The organism is Mycobacterium sp. THU-M104 (genome assembly GCF_049197365.1).
In the GTDB taxonomy this organism is placed as follows: domain Bacteria; phylum Actinomycetota; class Actinomycetes; order Mycobacteriales; family Mycobacteriaceae; genus Mycobacterium.
Window position 1 is genome coordinate 1 of the sequence record NZ_JBMIOP010000296.1, and the last position, 20,455, is coordinate 20,455.

At 67.5% G+C, this 20,455-nt stretch carries 16 protein-coding genes and 1 tRNA gene; 13 read left to right on the plus strand and 4 right to left on the minus strand.

Going from position 1 to position 20,455, the window contains the following annotated elements:
* Window positions 1-338 precede the first annotated feature (338 nt).
* Window positions 339-415 (minus strand) — tRNA-Arg (locus tag ACOJVU_RS21250).
* Between the two features lie 186 nt (window positions 416-601).
* Here ACOJVU_RS21250 and ACOJVU_RS21255 point away from each other — a divergent pair.
* The 10 genes from ACOJVU_RS21255 to ACOJVU_RS21300 all read left to right on the plus strand — a co-directional run bounded on the left by ACOJVU_RS21255 (window position 602) and on the right by ACOJVU_RS21300 (window position 16,101).
* Window positions 602-1,849: an alpha/beta hydrolase fold domain-containing protein gene (locus ACOJVU_RS21255; protein ID WP_421531599.1), complete on the plus strand. Its 1,248-nt coding sequence runs from the start codon at window positions 602-604 to the stop codon at window positions 1,847-1,849.
* A 159-nt stretch (window positions 1,850-2,008) separates the two neighbouring features.
* On the plus strand, window positions 2,009-3,490 hold the full coding sequence (locus tag ACOJVU_RS21260; protein WP_421531600.1) for a WS/DGAT/MGAT family O-acyltransferase: 1,482 nt from the start codon (window positions 2,009-2,011) through the stop codon (window positions 3,488-3,490).
* Entirely contained in the window at window positions 3,487-5,157 is a 1,671-nt protein-coding gene (locus ACOJVU_RS21265; RefSeq protein ID WP_421531601.1) for an HAD-IB family hydrolase, read from the plus strand. Before ACOJVU_RS21260 ends, ACOJVU_RS21265 begins: the two co-directional genes overlap by 4 nt.
* Complete coding sequence (locus ACOJVU_RS21270) at window positions 5,154-7,520, plus strand: glycerol-3-phosphate 1-O-acyltransferase (protein ID WP_421531602.1); 2,367 nt, start codon at window positions 5,154-5,156, stop codon at window positions 7,518-7,520. Before ACOJVU_RS21265 ends, ACOJVU_RS21270 begins: the two co-directional genes overlap by 4 nt.
* A 32-nt stretch (window positions 7,521-7,552) precedes the next feature.
* Window positions 7,553-7,729, plus strand: coding sequence for a hypothetical protein (locus tag ACOJVU_RS21275; protein ID WP_421531603.1), 177 nt, complete (start codon window positions 7,553-7,555; stop codon window positions 7,727-7,729).
* A 144-nt stretch (window positions 7,730-7,873) separates the two neighbouring features.
* Window positions 7,874-8,338: a single-stranded DNA-binding protein gene (locus tag ACOJVU_RS21280; protein ID WP_421531604.1), complete on the plus strand. Its 465-nt coding sequence runs from the start codon at window positions 7,874-7,876 to the stop codon at window positions 8,336-8,338.
* A gap of 80 nt (window positions 8,339-8,418) precedes the next feature.
* Complete coding sequence (gene ettA, locus ACOJVU_RS21285) at window positions 8,419-10,095, plus strand: energy-dependent translational throttle protein EttA (RefSeq protein ID WP_421531605.1); 1,677 nt, start codon at window positions 8,419-8,421, stop codon at window positions 10,093-10,095.
* A 44-nt stretch (window positions 10,096-10,139) separates the two neighbouring features.
* Complete coding sequence (locus ACOJVU_RS21290) at window positions 10,140-14,996, plus strand: NAD-glutamate dehydrogenase (RefSeq protein ID WP_421531606.1); 4,857 nt, start codon at window positions 10,140-10,142, stop codon at window positions 14,994-14,996.
* Complete coding sequence (locus ACOJVU_RS21295; protein WP_421531607.1) at window positions 14,993-15,406, plus strand: acyl-CoA thioesterase; 414 nt, start codon at window positions 14,993-14,995, stop codon at window positions 15,404-15,406. The genes ACOJVU_RS21290 and ACOJVU_RS21295 overlap by 4 nt, the downstream gene beginning before the upstream one ends.
* A complete protein-coding gene (locus ACOJVU_RS21300; protein ID WP_421531608.1) occupies window positions 15,394-16,101 on the plus strand; it encodes a hypothetical protein in 708 nt (235 codons plus the stop codon). The genes ACOJVU_RS21295 and ACOJVU_RS21300 overlap by 13 nt, the downstream gene beginning before the upstream one ends.
* A 171-nt stretch (window positions 16,102-16,272) precedes the next feature.
* Here ACOJVU_RS21300 and ACOJVU_RS21305 read toward each other — a convergent pair whose 3' ends face one another.
* A complete protein-coding gene (locus tag ACOJVU_RS21305) occupies window positions 16,273-17,844 on the minus strand; it encodes a glycoside hydrolase family 13 protein (protein WP_421531609.1) in 1,572 nt (523 codons plus the stop codon).
* Complete coding sequence (locus tag ACOJVU_RS21310) at window positions 17,844-18,233, minus strand: globin (protein ID WP_421531610.1); 390 nt, start codon at window positions 18,231-18,233, stop codon at window positions 17,844-17,846. Before ACOJVU_RS21310 ends, ACOJVU_RS21305 begins: the two co-directional genes overlap by 1 nt.
* A 153-nt stretch (window positions 18,234-18,386) precedes the next feature.
* Between ACOJVU_RS21310 and ACOJVU_RS21315 the strand changes: the two genes are divergently transcribed.
* The 3 genes from ACOJVU_RS21315 (at window position 18,387) to ACOJVU_RS21325 (ending at window position 19,795) form a co-directional block, all read left to right on the plus strand.
* Window positions 18,387-19,034, plus strand: a complete 648-nt coding sequence (locus ACOJVU_RS21315) for an HNH endonuclease (RefSeq protein WP_421531611.1) — start codon at window positions 18,387-18,389, stop codon at window positions 19,032-19,034.
* A 79-nt stretch (window positions 19,035-19,113) separates the two neighbouring features.
* On the plus strand, window positions 19,114-19,341 hold the full coding sequence (locus tag ACOJVU_RS21320) for a hypothetical protein (RefSeq protein WP_421531614.1): 228 nt from the start codon (window positions 19,114-19,116) through the stop codon (window positions 19,339-19,341).
* On the plus strand, window positions 19,328-19,795 hold the full coding sequence (locus ACOJVU_RS21325) for a DUF5130 domain-containing protein (RefSeq protein ID WP_421531612.1): 468 nt from the start codon (window positions 19,328-19,330) through the stop codon (window positions 19,793-19,795). Before ACOJVU_RS21320 ends, ACOJVU_RS21325 begins: the two co-directional genes overlap by 14 nt.
* Window positions 19,796-19,813: 18 nt before the next feature.
* Here the strand turns inward: ACOJVU_RS21325 and ACOJVU_RS21330 are convergent.
* On the minus strand, window positions 19,814-20,455 hold a 642-nt coding region (locus ACOJVU_RS21330), incomplete at its 5' end, for an ERAP1-like C-terminal domain-containing protein (protein ID WP_421531613.1).

The window sequence follows — 20,455 nt, forward strand, 5'->3', positions numbered from 1 at the left end:
GATCCCCTCGGCCTTGGCCCACTTACACCCCGTCTGATGAGACACCCCAGCCACCGTTGCCGCCGCCGATTGCGACAACCCCGACCTCAACGCCTCCCAAAAAACCTCACGAGCCTCACCCAGAACGCCTTTGCTGCCCTGCTTCCGAAACGCCATCGAACAACACCCCTAACCAAATCAGGTGTTGCAGCGACCACTTGAGTCTGAGCGCCCGACGTCGCCGCCACCGCAGTCTCGGCACCCCAGCGAACAGGCCCGACGAATCAACGGGCACGACTACTTAGGTATAGCTAACTTATTCGTTCAGCTAGATACAGGCCTTAGCCTGCAAAAAGTAGTGGTGCCCCCGGCACGACTCGAACGTGCGACCTAGGGATTAGAAGGCCCTTGCTCTATCCACCTGAGCTACGGAGGCAATGTGCAGGTCAGTCTAGCCAACGGGCTCGGCGGCCCGGTCGGAGCAACACGACACACCCGAAAAGGCTTTCGCCGCCGCGATTATCGGTTAGGGTGGTGATCCTCGACACACGTACAACATCGGCTGGACATGAGCCGTTAACCGCAATGAGGCGTGTGCCTGACGTCGAGGGGTGGCGTACCTATGAGCGTGGCCATAGATGTGGCTTCGCGGTGCTCGCGGGCCAGCGCCCACGCGCTGCGACTGGCGGCTGACGCCAAGGATACCTGCCGTGCCAGCGCCCTGCTGCTGCGGGGTTCGCCGTTCGCGCTCGGCTGGGTCGCGGGCTGGCTGTCCACCGAATTTCCGCCGCACGTGCTGACGGGGTACGCGTTGTCCCGGGTAGCGCACCCGGCGGTCGGCCGGGTCGCCACCACCTGGGCGGCGCAGCGCGCCGATCAAGCCCTCAGTGCGGCCCTCGAGGACGCGTTCGGGCCGGACTTTCGCGATGAGGTGTCCCATCCGGCCTGCTGTGAGTCGCAAGGCCCCCCTAGCGACGGCCTGTTCCACCGGCCCGGCCCGCACCGCCGCTATGCTGCGCAGACCTCCGACATCTCCTATGGTCCGGGCGGCACCGAACATCTGCTCGACGTCTGGCGTGGCCCGCACGTCGCGCCCGGCAGCCGCGCACCGGTGCTGATCCAGGTGCCCGGCGGCGCGTGGACCGTCGGCGACAAACGCGTTCAGGCCTACACGCTGATGAGCCGCATGGCCGAGCTCGGGTGGATCTGCGTCTCGATCAACTACAGTAAGAGCCCGCGCTGCGCGTTCCCGGCGCACCTGATCGACGTCAAGCGCGCGATCGCGTGGGTCCGCGAGAACATCGCCGACTACGGCGGCGACCCCGACTTCATCGCGATGACCGGCGGCTCGGCCGGCGGGCACTTGGCGTCTCTGGCGGCGCTCACGCCCAACGACCCGAGGTTTCAACCGGGATTCGAACGCGCCGACACCACGGTCCAGGCCGTCGCCCCCTACTACGGGGTCTACGACTTCGTCGACGCCGACAACATGCACGAACTGATGCTGCCGTTCCTCGAGCAGTTCGTCATGAAAGCCCGCTACGCCAGCGTCCCGGAGCAGTTCGAGGCGGCTTCCCCGATCTCCTACGTCCACCCCGACGCCCCGCCGTTCTTCGTGCTCCACGGCGAAAAAGACGAAGTGGTTCCCTGTGGCCAGGCCCGGTCGTTCTGTGCGGCGCTGCGGGGGGCGGGCGCACCCACCGTCGGCTACGCCGAACTAGCCAACGCCCACCACGCCTTCGACATCACCCCGACGCTGCGATCGCGGCTGGCCGCCAACGCCGTCGCCGATTTCCTCGGCGTCGTCTACGGTCGGCGCTCGAGTTCGCTGATGGATTCGCCACCCCTGGCGGTCACGTCCGCCAGCTGAGGCCCGGACCCGTCACCGGGGCGGGCCTTGCGACCGGATCGTGCCTTTCACCAGCCCGTCAACCCGACTAGCGTTGTGCTGGCGATTGGCGATTGGCGATTGGCGATTGGCGAGAGGCTTGGTCGGCGGTGACACCTAGGGCAGGTCGAGTTGGAGATCATGGCTGAGGCAACTGATTCCGCGGGCGTCGTGAAACTGTCCGACGAGCTCGGACCGGTCGACTATCTGATGCATCGGGGTGAGGCGAATCCCCGGACCCGCTCGGGCATCATGGCACTGGAAGTCCTTGACGCGACACCGAATTGGGACGCGTTTCGCACCCGCTTCGAAAACGCCTCGCGCCGGGTGCTGCGACTGCGGCAAAAGGTCGTCGTGCCGACCTTGCCGACGGCGTCACCGCGCTGGGTGGTCGATCCGGATTTCACCCTGGACTTCCACGTGCGCCGGGTGCGGGTGTCCGGACCTGGCACGCTGCGGGAAGTGTTCGACCTCGCCGAGGTCATCCTGCAGTCGCCGATGGACATCTCCCGGCCGCTGTGGACGGCCACCCTGGTGGAGGGCTTGCCCGACGGGAAGGCCGCGATGCTGCTGCACGTCAGCCATGCGGTCACCGACGGTGTCGGTGGTGTGGCGATGTTCGCCGAGATCTACGACCTCGAGCGCGAACCCCAACCCCGGCCGACGCCGCCGCTGCCCGTTCCGCAGGACCTGACACCCAACGAGTTGATGCGACAGGGCATCAACCGGCTTCCACTGTCGCTGCTCGGCGGGGTCCTGGGGGCGGTGTCCGGTGCCGTGTCAACGGCCGGGCGGGTGGTTCTGGAACCGACGGTGACGGTCTCGGGGATCGTGGGCTACGCCATGTCGGGTATGCGGGTGCTCAACCGGGCCGCCGAGCCGTCGCCGCTGCTGCGCCGGCGCAGCCTGGCTACCCGCACCGAAGCGATCGACCTTCGGCTCGCCGATCTGCACAGGGCTGCCAAGGCAGGCGGGGGATCGATCAACGACGCCTACCTCGCAGGCCTGTCCGGCGCCCTGCGCCGCTACCACGAGGCCCTCGGCGTGCCGGTCAGCACGCTGCCGATGGCAGTCCCGGTGAACCTGCGGGCCGACGCCGACACGACCGGGGGCAACCGGTTCACTGGCGTCAACCTGGCGGCGCCCCTGGGCACCGCGGACCCGGTTTCCCGGATGAGGAAGATCCGCGCGCAAATGACCAAGCGCCGCGAAGAGCCCGCGATGAACATCGTCGGTTCCCTCGCGCCGGTGCTCAGCATCCTGCCGACCGCCGTGCTGCAGGGGATCACCGGCTCGGTGATCGGCTCCGACGTCCAGGCCAGCAACCTCCCGGTCTATCCGGGAGACACCTACATCGCCGGCGCGAAAGTCCTGCGCGAGTACGGCATCGGCCCGCTGCCCGGCGTGGCGATGATGGTGGTCCTGATCTCGCGGGGCGGATGGTGCACGATCACCGTGCGCTATGACAGGGCGGCGATCCGCGACGAGCCGTTGTTCGCCCAGTGCCTGCTGGAGGGTTTCGACGAGATCCTGGCGCTGGCCGGCGACCCGGCGCCCCGCGCGGCGCCTGCCTCGTTCGGCGAGCCGGCCGCGTCGGCGTCGCGAGCGGTGTCGGGATCATGAGCGCATCCGAGGAGCGGGGGGCCGAACGCGACATGCAGAAGCCGGCGACGGGCATGCGGCTGCCCGGTTCGGTCGCCGAGATCATGGCCAGTCCACCCGGGCCCAGGATCGGGGCGTTCTTCGACCTGGACGGAACTCTGGTCGCCGGCTTCACCGCAGTCATCCTCACCCAGGAACGTCTGCTGCGCCGGGACATGGGGGTGGGGGAGTTGCTCGGCATGGTGCAGGCCGGCCTGAACCACACGCTCGGGCGCATCGAGTTCGAAGACCTCATCGGCACAGCCGCCTCCGCGCTGGCCGGGCGACTGATCGACGATCTCGAGGAGATCGGGGAGCGGCTGTTCGTACAGCGGATCGAGTCCCGGATCTATCCCGAGATGCGTGAACTGGTTCGGGCGCACGTGGCGCGCGGACATACCGTGGTACTCAGCTCGTCGGCGCTGACCATCCAGGTCAATCCGGTGGCCCGGTTCCTCGGCATCACGAACATGCTCACCAACAAGTTCGAGACCACCGTGGACGGCATGCTCACCGGTGGCGTGCAAGAACCCATCCTCTGGGGGCCGGGCAAGGCCGCCGCCGTGCAGCGGTTCGCTGCCGAGAACGACATCGACCTCAAGGACAGCTACTTCTACGCCGATGGCGACGAGGACGTCGCCCTGATGTATCTGGTAGGCAACCCTCGGCCGACCAATCCCGAGGGCAAGATGGCCGCGGTGGCCAAGCGGCGCGGCTGGCCGATCCTTCGGTTCAACAGTCGCGGACCAGTCGGGATCCGGCGGCAGCTGCGCACGTTGGCCGGTTTCGGTTCGCTGTTCCCGATCGCGACCGGGGCGGTGGGGATCGGGATGCTCACCCGCAGCCGGCGGCGCGGCGTCAACTTCTTCACCTCCACTTTCTCCCAGGTGCTGCTCGCCACCACCGGTGTCCAGCTGAACGTCATCGGCCGGGAAAACCTGACCGCTCAGCGTCCGGCGGTTTTCATCTTCAACCACCGCAACCAGGTCGACCCCGTCATCGTCGGTGCGCTGGTGCGCGACAACTGGACTGCGGTGGGCAAGAAGGAGCTGGCCAAGGATCCGATCATGGGCACGATCGGCAAGGCGATGGACGCTGCGTTCATCGACCGCGACGATCCGGGCGCTGCCGTGGAGTCGCTGCACCAAATCGAAGAGCTCGCCAAAAAGGGACTCTCGGTCGTGATCGCCCCCGAAGGCACCCGCGTGGACACCACCGAGGTCGGACCCTTCAAAAAGGGTGCGTTCCGCATCGCGATGGCTGTGGGCGCCCCGATCGTGCCGATCGTGATCCGCAATGCCGAGATCGTCGCCGCGCGCAACTCCACCACCATCAACCCGGGCACGGTCGACGTGGCGGTTTTCCCGCCGATCGCGGTGGACGACTGGACGGTTGAGGCGCTGCCCGAGCGCATCGCCGAGGTGCGTCGGCTGTACCTGGAGACGCTGGCCGACTGGCCCGCCGGCGAGCTGCCCGAGCTCGATCTCCACAAGACGAAAGCGGCCAAGAAGGTGCCGGCCAAGAAGGTGCCGGCCAAGAAGGTGCCGGCCAAGAAGGTGCCGGCCACGCAAGCCGCCGCGAAAGCCCAGCCGAAGGTCACCGCCCCCGGCGAGGCGACACCCGAACCGCGTCCTCGAGGGCGCGCGTGAGCGAACCGGTCGCAGACACCAGCGCAGTCCTCAGCGCGCAGGATTCGCTGGTGTTGGCATCCATGGCCTCGCCGGTCGAAATGGAGCTGATCACGGCCTGGGTGGAGCGGCAGCGGGCCGACCACCCGGGGGCCCGGGTCGATGTGCTGCGGCTGCCCGAACCCGACGCGCCGCCCTCGGCACTGGCCGCGCTGAAGCAGCAACTCGAATCCGGTGACGACCGTTCGATCGTGCCGGTCCGGGTGTTCTGGTTGCCGCCACCGGATCGCAGCAGGCTCGCTAAGGTCGCGGGTCTGCTGCCCGGTCTGGATCCCTACCACCCCAACCAGCGCCGGCAACGCCGCATCCGCCGCGACGCTCCTGCCCGCGCCCGGGTGGTGGCCGGTGAGCCGGCCAAGGCGTCCGAACTGCGCCAGCAGTGGCGCGACACCACGGTGGGTGAAGACCCATGGGACCTCGCCGAGTTCGTCATCCGCCGCGCAATCCTGGCGATCGAACGCGTTGAATACCGGATCCTCGGGCCGCAGTACAAGTCGCCGCGGCTACTCAAGCCGGAGATCCTGGCGTCGGCGCGGTTTCGCGCCGGCCTGCGCGACATCCCGGGCGCCACCGTCGACGCCGCCGGGAAGATGCTCGACGAACTCGCCACCGGGTGGAGCAGGGTGTCCGTCGACCTCGTCTCCGTCCTCGGCCGGGCGATCAGCCGCGGATTCGATCCCGAGTTCGACTACGACGAGTACGAGGTGGCGGCCATGCGCTCCGGCCTGGAAGCGCACCCCGCCGTGCTGTTGTTCTCGCACCGGTCCTATATCGATGGCGCGGTGGTGCCGGTGGCGATGCAGGAGAACCGGCTGCCGCCGGTGCACGTGTTCGCCGGCATCAACCTGTCGTTCGGGTTGATGGGCCCGCTGCTGCGCCGGTCCGGCGTCATCTTCATCCGCCGCAACGTCGGTGACAACCCGCTCTACAAGTACGTCTTGCGCGAGTACGTCGGCTACATCGTGGAGAAGCGGTTCAATCTGAGCTGGTCCATCGAGGGCACTCGCTCGCGGACGGGCAAGATGCTGCCGCCCAAGCTCGGCCTGCTGGCCTACGTGGCCGACGCTTATCTGGACGGCCGCAGCGAAGACATCCTACTGCAGCCGGTGTCGATCAGCTTCGACCAACTGCACGAGACGGCCGAGTATGCCGCCTACGCCCGCGGCGGGGAGAAGGCCCTCGAGGGCATCGGCTGGCTGTACAACTTCATCAGGGCGCAGGGCGAACGCAACTACGGCAAGATCTACGTCCGCTTCCCCGAGGCGGTGTCGATGCGCCAGTACCTGGGGCCGCAGCAGGGTCCACTCAGCCACGATCAGGACGCCAAAAAGCTTGCCCTGCAGAAGATGTCCTTCGAGGTGGCCTGGCGGATCCTGCAGGCCACTCCCGTCACCGCAACGGGGTTGGTGTGCGCGCTGCTGCTGACCACCCGCGGCACGGCGCTGACGCTCGACCAGTTGCACCACACCCTGCAGGACTCGCTGGGATACCTCGAACGCAAGCACACGCCGATGTCGACGAGCGCGCTGCGGCTGCGCACCCGCGCGGGCGTGCGCGCAGCGGTCGACGCGCTGTCCAACGGACACCCGATCACCCGGGTCGACAGCGGCCGGGAGCCGGTGTGGCATATCGCGCCCGAGGACGAACACACCGCGGCGTTCTACCGAAACTCGGTGATCCATGCGTTCCTGGAAACCTCGATAGTCGAACTCGCGCTGGCGCATGCCAGGCACGCTGACGGCGACCGACTGGCGGCGTTCTGGGATCAGGCGATGCGGTTGCGCGATCTGCTCAAATTCGACTTCTATTTCGCCGACTCGGCGGCGTTTCGCGACAACATCGCCGAAGAAATGGCCTGGCACGATGACTGGGAAGCCCATGTTGCCGCCGGAGGCGAAGACATCGACGCGATGCTGTTCGGCAAGCGCCCGCTGATGGCGGATGCGATGCTGCGGGTCTTCTTCGAGGCCTACGCGATCGTCGCCGACGTGCTGCGCGATGCCGCGCCGGACATCGGTCAGCCGGAACTGATGGAACTGGCGCTCGGGGTGGGGCGACAATACGTGGCACAGAACCGCGTCCGCAGCAACGAATCGGTGTCGACGCTGCTGTTCGCGACCGCGCGCCAGGTCGCCGCTGATCAAGGTCTGATCGCGCCCGCCGACCCCTGCGATGGTGGCCTCGCCGAACGACGATTCGCTTTCCGGCAGGAGTTGCGGGACATCGTTCGCGACTTCGACTACGTCGAGCGGATTTCGCGCGACCGGTTCGTCGCCCGCGAGTTCACCGCGCGTCAGAGTCGCCGGGACATCCGAACACCCTGATCTCTGCCCGGGCGACCGGCGAAGGTCCCCTGGTGACCGTGGTGCCGGCTTCGCTCATCCAGTGTGCGCGCAGCGACGATCGCATGGCCCGGCGGCTGGACCGGGTGTCCGAACGCGACGACGACGCGGACCTGATCGCGGACAACGTGATGCTGGCCGGGTTCGTGACGCGTTACTCGCCCCGCCGCACGCACCAACCCGCGAACTGATCCACAGTCACGACTTGATCCACAGGGATACCGGCCGCAGCCCAGGTCGACGCGGATCCTGTCGGCGGTGCCGGGCTGAATGGCAGCCGGACCGGGCGGTGATGTGTTCGCCGGCCCGGAAAGCAACCGAGAAAGGGATCAGCAATGTTCGAAACCCCGTTCACCGTCGTCGGTCACATCGTCAACGACCTCCAGCGCCGCAAGGTCGGCGACCAGGAGGTGATCAAGTTCCGGGTGGCCAGCAACTCGCGCCGGCGCACCGGTGATGGCGGCTGGGAGCCCGGCCACTCCCTTTTCGTCACCGTGAACTGCTGGGGCAAGATGGTCACCGGTGTGGGCTCCGCACTGGGCAAGGGAGCCCCGGTGGTTGTCACGGGATACGTCTACACCAGCGAGTACGAGGACCGTGACGGCAATCGTCGTTCGTCGCTGGAGATGCGGGCCACCGCCGTCGGGCCGGACCTCTCGCGGTGCGTGGCGCGGATCGAAAAGCCTGCCTACACCGGCCCCGATCCGGCCCCGGCGCCTGCGGAAACCGCCGCCCCCGGCGACCCGGAACACCTCGGCGAGGGTGTTGCCGACGGTAGCCCGCTGCCGCTGTCGGCCTAGCGGCCGGCCCCGCGACGTCGGGCGATGCCTAGGATGGTCCGCGAGATCATTCTGTAAGACCAGAAAGGCAAAACCGCGGCATGGCTGAGTTCATCTACACGATGAAGAAGGTCCGCAAGGCGCACGGCGACAAGGTCATTTTGGACGACGTCACGCTGAGCTTCTACCCGGGCGCCAAGATCGGTGTCGTCGGCCCCAACGGCGCCGGCAAGTCGAGCGTCTTGCGGATCATGGCCGGGCTGGACAAGCCCAACAACGGTGATGCCTTTCTCGCCACTGGCGCCACCGTCGGCATCCTGCAGCAGGAGCCGCCACTGAACGAGGAGAAGACCGTTCGCGGCAACGTGGAAGAGGGCTTGGGCGACATCAAAGTCAAGCTGGACCGCTTCAACGAGGTGGCCGAACTGATGGCCACCGACTACTCCGACGAGTTGATGGACGAAATGGGGCGGCTGCAGGAGGAACTCGACCACGCCGACGCATGGGACCTCGACTCACAACTCGAGCAGGCCATGGACGCGCTGCGTTGCCCGCCGCCGGACGAGCCGGTGACCAATCTGTCTGGCGGTGAGCGCCGTCGCGTGGCGCTGTGCACGCTGCTGCTGTCCAAACCCGACCTGCTGCTGCTGGATGAGCCGACCAACCACCTGGACGCCGAGAGCGTGCAGTGGCTCGAGCAACACTTGGCCTCCTACGCGGGGGCCGTGCTGGCGGTCACCCACGATCGCTACTTCCTCGACAACGTCGCACAGTGGATCCTCGAGCTCGACCGAGGACGCGCCTACCCTTACGAAGGCAATTACTCGACCTACCTGGAGAAGAAGGCCGAGCGGCTGTCGGTGCAGGGCCGCAAGGACGCCAAGCTGCAGAAGCGGCTGGCCGACGAACTGGCATGGGTCCGGTCCGGGACGAAGGCGCGTCAGGCTAAAGGCAAGGCGCGCCTGCAGCGTTACGAGGAAATGGTCGCCGAGGCCGAAAAAACGCGGAAGCTCGACTTCGAGGAGATCCAGATCCCGGTCGGGCCGCGGCTGGGCAACGTGGTCGTCGAGGTGGATCACCTCGACAAGGGCTTCGGCGGGAACACCTTGATCAAGGACCTGTCCTTCACCCTGCCGCGCAACGGCATCGTCGGCGTGATCGGCCCGAACGGTGTCGGTAAGACCACGCTGTTCAAGACCATCGTGGGTCTCGAGGGGCCGGACAGCGGCACCGTCAAGGTCGGGGAAACGGTCAAGCTGAGTTATGTCGACCAGGACCGCGCCGGCATCGACCCCAAAAAGACCGTGTGGGAAGTGGTTTCGGACGGACTGGACTACATCGAGGTCGGCCAGAGCGAGGTGCCATCCCGGGCTTACGTGTCGGCGTTCGGGTTCAAGGGCCCCGACCAGCAGAAGCCGGCGGGGGTCCTGTCCGGTGGTGAGCGCAACAGGCTCAACCTCGCACTGACGCTCAAGCAGGGCGGCAACCTGATCTTGCTCGACGAGCCGACCAATGACCTGGATGTCGAAACTCTGAGCTCGCTGGAGGACGCCCTGGAAAAGTTCCCCGGCTGTGCGGTGGTGATCTCGCACGATCGCTGGTTCCTTGACCGAACCTGCACGCACATCCTGGCGTGGGAGGGCGACGAGGACAACGAGGCCAAGTGGTTCTGGTTCGAGGGCAACTTCGGGGCATACGAGGAAAACAAAGTTGACCGGCTGGGCATCGAGGCAGCCCGTCCGCACAGAGTGACCCACCGCAAGTTGACGCGCGACTGACGTCGGCCCACGCTGACATTCTTCGCTAGTTGGGAGCAATCGGTATGACGGTCGACCCCGGGGCCAGGCAGGACATCGAGCCGTGGACCACGTTCTCCCGGGACGCGGACATTCCTGCGTGGATCACCACGGCCTACCTCGAGAGCTTTCGCGGTGCGCACACCGACGAACCCGGGGAAGCCGGGCCGGTCGAATCGCGCGTGGCCACCGCCATCGTGACTCCGGCGATGCTGGGTGCGCATTATCGGCTCGCAGAGCACCGCCCAGCCGGCGAGAGCTGTGTGGCCGTATACCCGCCGGACGACCCCGTCGGGTTCGGGCCCGCCCTGCAGGTTGTCACCGATCACGGCTGGATGTTGATGGACTCCGTCACGGTGCTGTTGCATCGTCTTGGCGTCGCCTACGTCGCCATCATGAACCCGGTGTTCGAGGTGCGCCGCAGCCCGGAAGGGGACCTGCGTGGCATCGGCCCAAAACCCCCCGGCGCGCCACCGGACGACGGCGAGGCGTGGATCCACGTGCAGTTGTCGCCGTCCGTCGATACTGCGGCGCTGGTCGAGGTCGAACGGCTGCTGTCCAGGGTGCTGGCCGACGTCCAACAGGTCGCGAGCGACGCGTCGGGGCTGATCGCCGCCCTCGAGCACGTCACCGCCGACGTCGAAGCCGACACCGACGGCCACTTCGCCGCACCCGACCGCGACGAAGTGGCCGCACTGTTGCGCTGGCTGGCCGACGGGAACTTCCTGTTGCTGGGCTACCAGCGTTGCCGGGTGCACGGCAGCGAGGTGTCCGGCGACGGGTCGCGGGGTCTGGGCGTGCTGCGGACGCGTACCGGATCTCGGCCGCGGCTGACCGACGACGACAAAATGCTGGTGCTGGCCCAGTCCGTGGTCGGCAGCTACCTGCGCTACGGCGCTTACCCGTATGCCATCGCGGTCCGCGAAAATCTTGGGGACAGAAACGGGGGCATCGTCGAGCACCGCTTCGTCGGGCTGTTCACCATCACCGCCATGAACGCGGACGTGCTGGAAATCCCGATGGTCTCAGGCCGGGTCCGGGACGTGCTCACGATGGCCGACAGCGATCACGCCTACCCAGGGCAACTCCTTCTCGACGTCATCCAGACCATCCCCCGATCGGAGCTTTTCACCCTGAGCGCCGACAGGCTGTTGGCGATGGCCAAAGCTGTCGTGGATCTGGGATCTCAGCGGCGCGCATTGTTGTTCCTGCGCGCGGACCGACTTCAATACTTCGTTTCCTGCCTGGTCTATGTGGCCCGCGACCGCTACACAACTCCCGTGCGGCGTCACATCGAGGACATCCTGATGCGCGAATTCGGCGGCACAAGGCTCGAATTCACCGCGCGCGTCAGCGAATCCCCCTGGGCATTAATGCATTTCATGGTCCGATTGCCCCCGAAAAAGGAGGGTCACGTCGCGGCCGACTCGGTCGACGTCTCCGAAGAGAACCGGGTGCGGATCCAGGCGCTGATCAGCGACGCCGCACAAACCTGGTCCGACCGGCTGCTCGGCGCCGCGGACGACAAGATCTCGCTGGTGGACGCAGAGCATTACGCGGCCGCGTTGCCTGAGGCATACAAGCAGGCCGTCGCGCCCGCGGACGCCATCGACCACATCCGCATCATCGACGAGCTGACCGACGACTCGGTCAGGCTGGTGTTCTCCGACCGCGGCGAAGAAGGACTCGCGCAGCTCACCTGGTTTCTGGGAGGGCGCACCGCGTCGCTGAGTCAGCTGCTCCCGATGCTGCAGAGCATGGGCGTCGACGTGCTCGAAGAGCGGCCCTTCACCGTCACCCGCGCCGACGGCCTGCCGGCGTGGATCTATCAGTTCAAGATCTCGCCGCACCCGACCATCCCGCAGGCGTCGTCGGCCGAAGATCGCGACGCGACGGCGCAACGTTTCGCCGACGCGGTGACCGCGATCTGGCAGGGTCGCGTCGAGATCGACCGATTCAACGAGCTGGTGATGCGCGCGGGCCTGGCCTGGCAGCAGGTCGTGTTGCTGCGTGCCTACGCCAAATACCTGCGGCAGGCCGGTTTTCCCTATAGCCAGTCCCACATCGAGGCGGTGCTCAACGACCACCCCTCGACGGCGCGCTCGCTCGTCGCGTTGTTCGAAGCGCTGTTCAACCCCAACGCGTCGGGTTCGCCCGGGAGCCGCGACGCGCAAGCGGCGGCCAACGCGGTCGCCGCGGACATCGACGCGTTGCGCAGCCTGGACACCGACCGCATCCTGCGTGCCTTCGCGTCGCTGGTCCAGGCCACGCTGCGGACCAATTATTTCGTGACACGGGCGGATTCGGTCCGCGCCCGGAATGTGTTGGCACTCAAGCTCGACGCGCAGCTGATCGGCGAACTGCCGCTGCCGCGCCCCAAATACGAGATCTTCGTGTACTCCCCCCGCGTCGAGGGGGTGCACCTGCGGTTCGGTCCGGTCGCCCGTGGCGGGCTGCGCTGGTCGGACCGTCGCGATGACTTCCGCACCGAAATTCTGGGTCTGGTCAAGGCGCAGGCGGTGAAGAACGCCGTCATCGTGCCGGTCGGGGCCAAGGGTGGATTCGTCGTCAAGCGCCCGCCGCTACCCACCGGGGATCCCGCCGTCGATCGCGACGCAGGCCGCGCCGAAGGCGTGGCCTGCTACCAGCTGTTCGTCTCCGGGCTGCTGGAGGTCACCGACAACGTCGACCACACAACCGGCAAGGTCAATGCGCCGCCCGAAGTGGTGCGACGTGACGGCGACGACGCTTACCTGGTGGTGGCCGCGGACAAAGGCACCGCCACGTTCTCTGACATCGCCAACGACGTGGCCGAGTCATACGGGTTCTGGCTGGGCGACGCGTTCGCCTCCGGCGGGTCGGTCGGCTACGACCACAAGGCCATGGGCATCACCGCCAAGGGCACGTGGGAGGCCGTCAGACGGCATTTCCGGGAGATGGGGGTCGACACCCAGGCCGAGGACTTCACCGTCGCCGGTGTCGGCGACATGAGCGGTGACGTGTTCGGCAACGGGATGCTGCTGAGCAAGCACATCAAGCTGGTCGCCGCCTTCGACCACCGCCACGTGTTCCTTGACCCCGATCCCGATCCCGAGGCCTCCTGGGAGGAACGTCGGCGGCTGTTCGAGCTGGCGCGCTCGAGCTGGGACGACTACGACACGTCGCTGATCAGCGAGGGCGGCGGCGTTTATGCCCGCGAGCAGAAGTCGATACCGGTCAACGAGCGGGTCCGCACCGCCCTGGGCATCGACGGCGACGTCGACGAGATGGCCCCGCCCAGCCTGATCAAGGCGATTCTGCAGGCGCCGGTGGACCTGCTGTTCAACGGCGGGATCGGGACGTACATCAAGGCCGAATCCGAGTCCGACTCCGATGTGGGGGACCGCGCCAACGACCCGGTCCGCGTCAACGGAAACCAGGTGCGCGCCAAGGTGATCGGCGAAGGCGGCAACCTCGGTGTGACAGCCCTGGGTCGCGTCGAGTTCGACTTGTCCGGCGGCCGGATCAACACCGACGCGATGGACAACTCCGCCGGCGTGGACTGCTCGGACCACGAGGTCAACATCAAGATCTTGATCGACTCCCTGGTGAGCGTCGGCAAGGTCGACCCCGGCGAGCGCAAAGCGCTGCTGGAGTCGATGACCGACGAGGTGGCGAGTCTGGTGCTCACCGACAACGAGGATCAGAACGACCTGATCGGCACCAGCCGCGCGAACGCGGCCAGCCTGCTACCGGTGCATGAACGGCAGATCAAGTACCTGGTCGAAGAGCGCGGCCTCAACCGCGAACTGGAGGCGCTGCCGTCGGAGAAGGAAATCCGCCGCCGCTCGGAGGCGGGTATCGGGCTCACCTCGCCAGAACTGTGCACGCTGATGGCGCACGTCAAGCTCGGTCTCAAGGAGGACATGCTGGGCACCGAACTGCCTGAGCAGGACGTGTTCGCATCCCGGTTGCCGTTCTACTTCCCGACTCCGCTGCGGGAACGGTTCACCCCCGAGATCCGCGCACACCAGTTGCGCCGCGAGATCCTCACCACCATGTTGATCAACGACGTGGTGGACACCGGGGGTATCAGCTATGCCTTCCGGATCGCCGAAGACGTCGGCGTCCGGCCTGTCGACGCAATACGCACCTATGCCGCCACCGACGCCATCTTCGGGGTCGGCGACCTCTGGCGGCAGATCCGCGCGGCGGACATCCCGGTTGCCCTCTCGGACCGGCTCACGCTGGACACCCGTCGGCTGATCGACCGGGCCGGGCGCTGGCTGCTCAACTACCGTCCGCAGCCACTGGCTGTCGGCGCCGAGATCAACCGCTTCGCCGCCAAGGTCAAGGACCTGACCCCGCGGATGTCGGAGTGGCTGCGCGGCGATGACAAGGCGATCGTGGAAAAGGAGGCCGCGGAGTTTGCGTCGCAGGGCACGCCCGGGGACCTGGCCTACCTGATCGCCGCCGGTCTGTACCGTTACAGCCTGCTCGACATCATCGACATCGCCGACATCAACGAGATCGATGCTGCCGAGGTCGCCGACACCTATTTCGCGATGATGGACCGGCTGGGCACCGACGGGTTGCTGACGGCGGTGTCAGAGCTCCCTCGCAGCGATCGCTGGCATTCATTGGCTCGCTTGGCGATCCGTGATGACATCTACGGCTCGCTGCGTTCACTGTGTTTCGATGTGCTCGCCGTCGGCGAGCCCGACGAAACCGGCGAGGAGAAAATCGCGGAGTGGGAGCAGCTCAGTGCCTCGCGGGTGGAACGGGCCCGCCGGACGCTCACCGAGATCCAGGAGAGCGGGGCCAAGGATCTCGCCACGCTGTCGGTGGCCGCGCGACAGGTCCGTAGGATGACCCGCACCAGCGGGCGAGGCTCCTCGAGTTGAGCATCGGCTTCGTCGCACCCGTGCCGGTGCGCTGGTCGGACATCGACATGTACCAGCACATCAACCACGCCACCACGGTCACAATCCTGGAAGAGGCCCGGATCCCGTTCCTCGCGGAGCCGTTCGCTCTCGACATCGCCACCGTCGGGTTGCTGATCGCGGATGTCCGGGTCACCTACAAGGCCCAGCTGCGCCTCGCCGACTCGCCTCTGCAGGTGACCATGTGGACCAAGCGGTTGCGGACGGTCGACTTCACGCTGGGATACGAGGTGCGTTCGGCCAAAGCCGGCCCCGAGTCCAAGCCCGCCGTCATCGCCGAGTCACAGCTTGCCGCGGTCCACATCGAGGAGCAGCGACTGGTTCGGCTCTCGACCCAGCAACGGGAGTACCTGCAACGGTGGCTCCGGTAACAGCAGGGGGAGGCGAGCGCGGACTATGGCTGGGGCCGCAAGGTGGCCTCGCTCAACGCGCGGACCTGGCCACGTTCGTTGAGCGCGCGATGCGGCTCGACGACGCCGCGGTGATCCGGCTGCGCGCTCGCGCCGGCGGTCTGGTGACTGCCTGGGTGGCAACCGGTTTCGACGTACTGGCCTGCCGCGTGGTGGGGGGTGCCGTGCGGCCCGCCGACCTGTCCGTGTCCGCGGACGGATTGGCGCGTGGCCTGTCCGCGATGGACACCGCAGGTTACGTGGATCCGGGCTTTTCGATGGACGCGGCGTGGCGGGGTGCGCTGCCGCCGGAATCCGGCTTCGTTCATGTCGACGACGTACCGGCCCGGGTGATCCTGGACTTGGCCGAGCGCGGCGCGCGGCTGGCCAAGGAGCACGGCGGTTCCCACGGCCCGCCCGTCTCGCTGCTCGACCAGGAGGTGATTCGGGTCAGTTCGGCTGACGCCTGGGCAGAGGCCTCGGCGGATGCCACGGTGGGATTGCCTATGCGGTGCGTGTTCGCTTTGACCGCAATGGGATTCCTGCCGCAGCAGGCGGATGCCATACTCCCTGAAGAGATCATCCGGGTCCGTGTCATGCCGAACTGGCTGCGCATCGACGCCAGGTTCGGCTCGGTGTACCGGCGCCGCGGCGACCCGGCGCTGGTGCTGCGCTGAGGGTCAGGTCCTGGAAACAAAGCACCTCTCCAGCCGTTCCGGAGACACCCCGCCGATGTCCAGCGCGACGTCCACGGGAATACTTCCTGATCCAGAAGCGTTGCCGGCGAAGCGATTCCGGCGGTCCTGGCCCTGATGAGTTTCCACCTACCAGGCCGTACACCGACGGGACTAGATGAGCCAGGCCGCAGCGTCGGGTGGCAAGGCGTCGCCGACCGGCGACGCGCTGGCCAGGATGACCTCTCCCCGCGGCAGCGGGATCGGGCGGTTGCCCGCATTGAGGACGCAGAGCAGCCCGCCCGCGCGGCGGAACATCAGCGCATCATGCGGCGCCGTCAGCCAGTCGACCTCGACGCCGTCGAATTCGTCACGGGTCTTGCGCAGTTCGATTGCCCGCTGGAAGAACGACAATGTCGACCCGGCGTCGGCGCGCTGCCTGTCGACGGTCAGCGCAGCCCAGTCGGCCGGTATCGGCAGCCAGGTGTCGGTGGCGCTGGAGAACCCGAACGGGGGAGCCTCGCCCGACCACGGCAACGGGACCCGGCAGGCATCGCGGCCCCGTTCGGTGTGACCGGAGCGTTCCCACGTCGGGTCCTGCAGCACCTCGTCGGGCAGGTCGACGTCGGGCAGGCCGAGTTCCTCACCGTTGTAGACGAACACGGCGCCGGGCAGGGCCAGCATCACCATCGCCATGGCGCGCGCCCGGGCCAGCCCGACCTCCCCGCCGCCGTAGCGGGTGACCTCCCGGCCCACGTCGTGGTTGGACAGCGTCCACGTCGGCGTGGCGTCGACGAGCGACGCGGCCGCCAGCGAGTTCTCGATCGCGCCGCGGACCGCGGTGGCCTCGAATTCGGTTCGGGTCAGCCGGAAGTTGAACCCGAGATGCAGTTCGTCGGGCCGCAGGTATTCCGCCCAGCGGCGGTTGTCGGTGACCCACACCTCGCCGACGGTCATCGCCCCGGGATACTCGTCGACCACCGTGCGGATGTCGCGGTGGATCGCGTGCACGTGCGGATTGTTGAAGCGCGGGTCGTCGTCGGTGTGGCGCAGTACCGTGCTGTCTTCCTTGGCGTCCGGCAGGCCCGGCGGCTTGGCCATTCCGTGCGCCACGTCGATACGGAAGCCGTCGACGCCGCGCTCCAGCCAGAACCGCAGCGTCTTCTCGAAGTCGTCGAAGACCTCGGGATTGTCCCAGTTGAGATCCGGCTGCTCGGTGTCGAACAGATGCAGATACCACTGGCCGGGGTTGCCGTCCGGTTCGACCACCCGCGTCCAGGCCGGGCCGCCGAACACCGACTCCCAGTTGTTCGGCGGCGCCGACCCGTCGGGGCCCCGCCCGTCGCGGAAGAAATACCGATCTCGCGCCTCAGTGCCCGGGCCCGCGGCCAGCGCCGCCCGAAACCACGGATGCCGGGAGCTGGTGTGGTTGGGAACCACGTCCATCGTCACCTTGATGCCGCGACCGTGTGCGGCCGCGACCAGTCGCTCGAACGCCGCGAGCCCGCCGAACAACGGGTCGATGTCGCGAGGGTCCGCCACGTCGTATCCGTGATCGGCCATCGGAGACACGGTGACGGGGTTGAGCCAGATCGCGTCGACACCGAGCTCGTCCAGGTGGCCCAGCCGGGCCGTCAGACCGTCCAGGTCGCCCACCCCGTCGCCGTCGCTGTCAGCGAACGACCGCGGATAGACCTGGTAGAAGACCGCGTTCGACCACCACGGCCGCTTCCTCGTGTCCGCCATCAGATCGTCGAGTTCACGAGGGAGTGGGCGGCCATCTCGAGGTAGTCCAGCAGCTCTTTGCGGTGTTCGTCGTCGAGCCTCGTCGCGTCGATGGACGCGACCGCGGTGTGCATGCACCTCAGCCACGCATCCCGCTCGATGGGCGTGATCCGGAATCGGGCGTGCCGCATCCGCAGCCGCGGGTGGCCGCGTTGGTCGGAGTATGTCCGGGGGCCGCCCCAGTACTGCTCGAGAAACATCCGCAACCGTTCCTCGGCCCCCGCCAGGTCATCGGCCGGGTACAGCTCGCGCAGCACCTCGTCCTCGGGGACCTGCTCGTAGAACCGCGACACGATCGCGTTGAAGGTTTCGGCACCGCCGACAGCGTCGTAGAAGCTCACCTGATCCATCCACTCCATTGTGATGCATCGGCGGGCCGGCGGGGCGCGCCGGGCACGAACCCGCATCAAGTCTTGCCTGCTGTTCACCGGATGGACACGGCTTACCCGGGGAATAGGGGTGCGATCTGCGGCGAATCATGGTGGACTGTCGGCGGAGGATCTATGGCGCAGGGCAACAGACGCCGCAGCCACCGCAGTACCGGTGCCGCGGCCGGGTCGACCGGGCCTGCTACCGCGTCATGCCTGCACAGCGTCGACAGTTACCCACCCGCCCGCCAGGAAAGCTCATCGATCTGGAGCCGCCGCCGGGTGCTGTTGCTGAACTCCACGTACGAACCGCTGACGGCACTGCCGATGCGGCGCGCCATCGTGATGGTGATCTGCGGCAAGGCCGACGTCGTGCACCACGACCCGGCGGGGCCGACGATCCACTCGGCGACCAGGACGATCGTGGTGCCGTCGGTGATCCAAATGCGGGCCTTCGTGCGGGTGCCATACCGCGCCCGCGTGCCGATGACCCGTGCCGCTCTGATGCATCGCGACCGTTTCTGCTGCGCCTACTGCGGCGCGAAGGCCGACACCGTGGACCACGTGGTGCCGCGCAGCCGCGGCGGCGGCCATTCCTGGGAGAATTGCGTCGCCTGCTGCTCGACGTGCAACCACCGCAAGGGCGACAAGCTGCTCAGCGAACTCGGTTGGGCGCTGCGCCGAGCGCCGACGCCGCCGACGGGACCACACTGGAGGCTGCTGTCGACGGTCAAGGAGTTGGATCCGGCTTGGGCCCGCTATCTCGGTGAAGGCGCGGCTTAGCAGGTCCGGGGCTCGTTCGACGCCGATCCTGGTGTCCCGAAAGCTGCCGCGGTGGGATACGGTTTGCGTCGTGAGCGTTATGCAGATGCACCTGTTGTTCGTCGGAATCCCGCTGCTGCTGGTGATCCTGCTGGCAGTGCCGATCTTCTCCCGCAAGGGGCCGCACCCCGCGGCCTACAAGCTCTCGGAACCGTGGACACATCCGCCGATCCTGTGGGCCGCTACGGACGAAGCCGTCGGACATTCGCACGGTGGGCACGACACAGCGAAGTTCTCAGTGGGAGGTGGCGCCAGTGGCACCTGGTGAGGTAGCGACGATCGAGCACGGCGACCTGCCCGAGGGCGCCGTGATCACCAGCAGCGGCCGGATCTCGGCGGTCACCGAACCCGGCGAACTGTCGGTGCACTACCCGTTCCCGATCAAAGACCTTGTCGCCATCGACGACGCACTCAAGTACAGCTCGCGGGCGTCCAAGGCGCGGTTCGCCATCTATCTGGGCGATCTGGGCAACGACACCGCCGCGCGGGCCCGCGAGATCCTGGCCAAGGTCCCGACGCCGGACAACGCGGTGCTGCTCGCCGTCTCGCCCGACCAGTGTGCCGTCGAAGTTGTCTACGGCTCTGGGGTCCGGGGCCGCGGCGCGGAGTCGGCTGCACCCCTGGGAATCGCCGCGGCCGCATCGGCGTTCGAGCAGGGCGACTTGGTCGACGGGCTGATCAGCGCCGTCCGGGTGATCAGCGCCGGGATCTCCCCGGCCTGAGCGGCCCGCCGAACGCCGTCAGCCGGCAGCGTCCAGTTTCCGGGCCTTCAGGGCCCGTTTGACCCCGGCCTGGCCTTCCAGCACGAGCCTGCGCAGGGCCGGCGGCACCACTGAATCCGGGGCGCGCAGGAACTCGTCGGCGGCGGCGACACCGGCGTCGCCGATGTCCCAGTGGGGGTACAGGCCGATCACCACGGTCTGGGCGACCTCGCTGGAGCGACGCGCCCACACCCCGGGTATCGCCTCGAAGTAGCGCGCCGTGAACGGTGTGAGCAGCTCGCCCTGTCCGGGCGCCGCGATGCCGGCGATCATCGACCGGGCCGTGATGTTGGCCAGGGTGTCGTCCTCGACCACCTTGGTCCAGGCCTCCTCCTTGACCCGCGGCTGTGGGCGGGCCGCCGCCGCCTGGGCGGCGTTCCGCCGTCCCGCGGCGGTCGCGTCACGCTGGGCCTCGGCATCGATGAACGGGGTCTCGGGCCCGTCGGCGTCGATCGCGCCGGCGGTCGCCAGCGCGGTCACGATGCGCCAGCGCAGGTCTGTGTCGATCTCCAGACCGGCCAGACCCTGCGCGGCCGGGCCCTGAGAAGCTGAGTCGAGCAGGGCCGTCAGCGTTTCGACGTGGCGGGGCGAGAGCACCGAGGAGCACAGCGTGTTGACGAA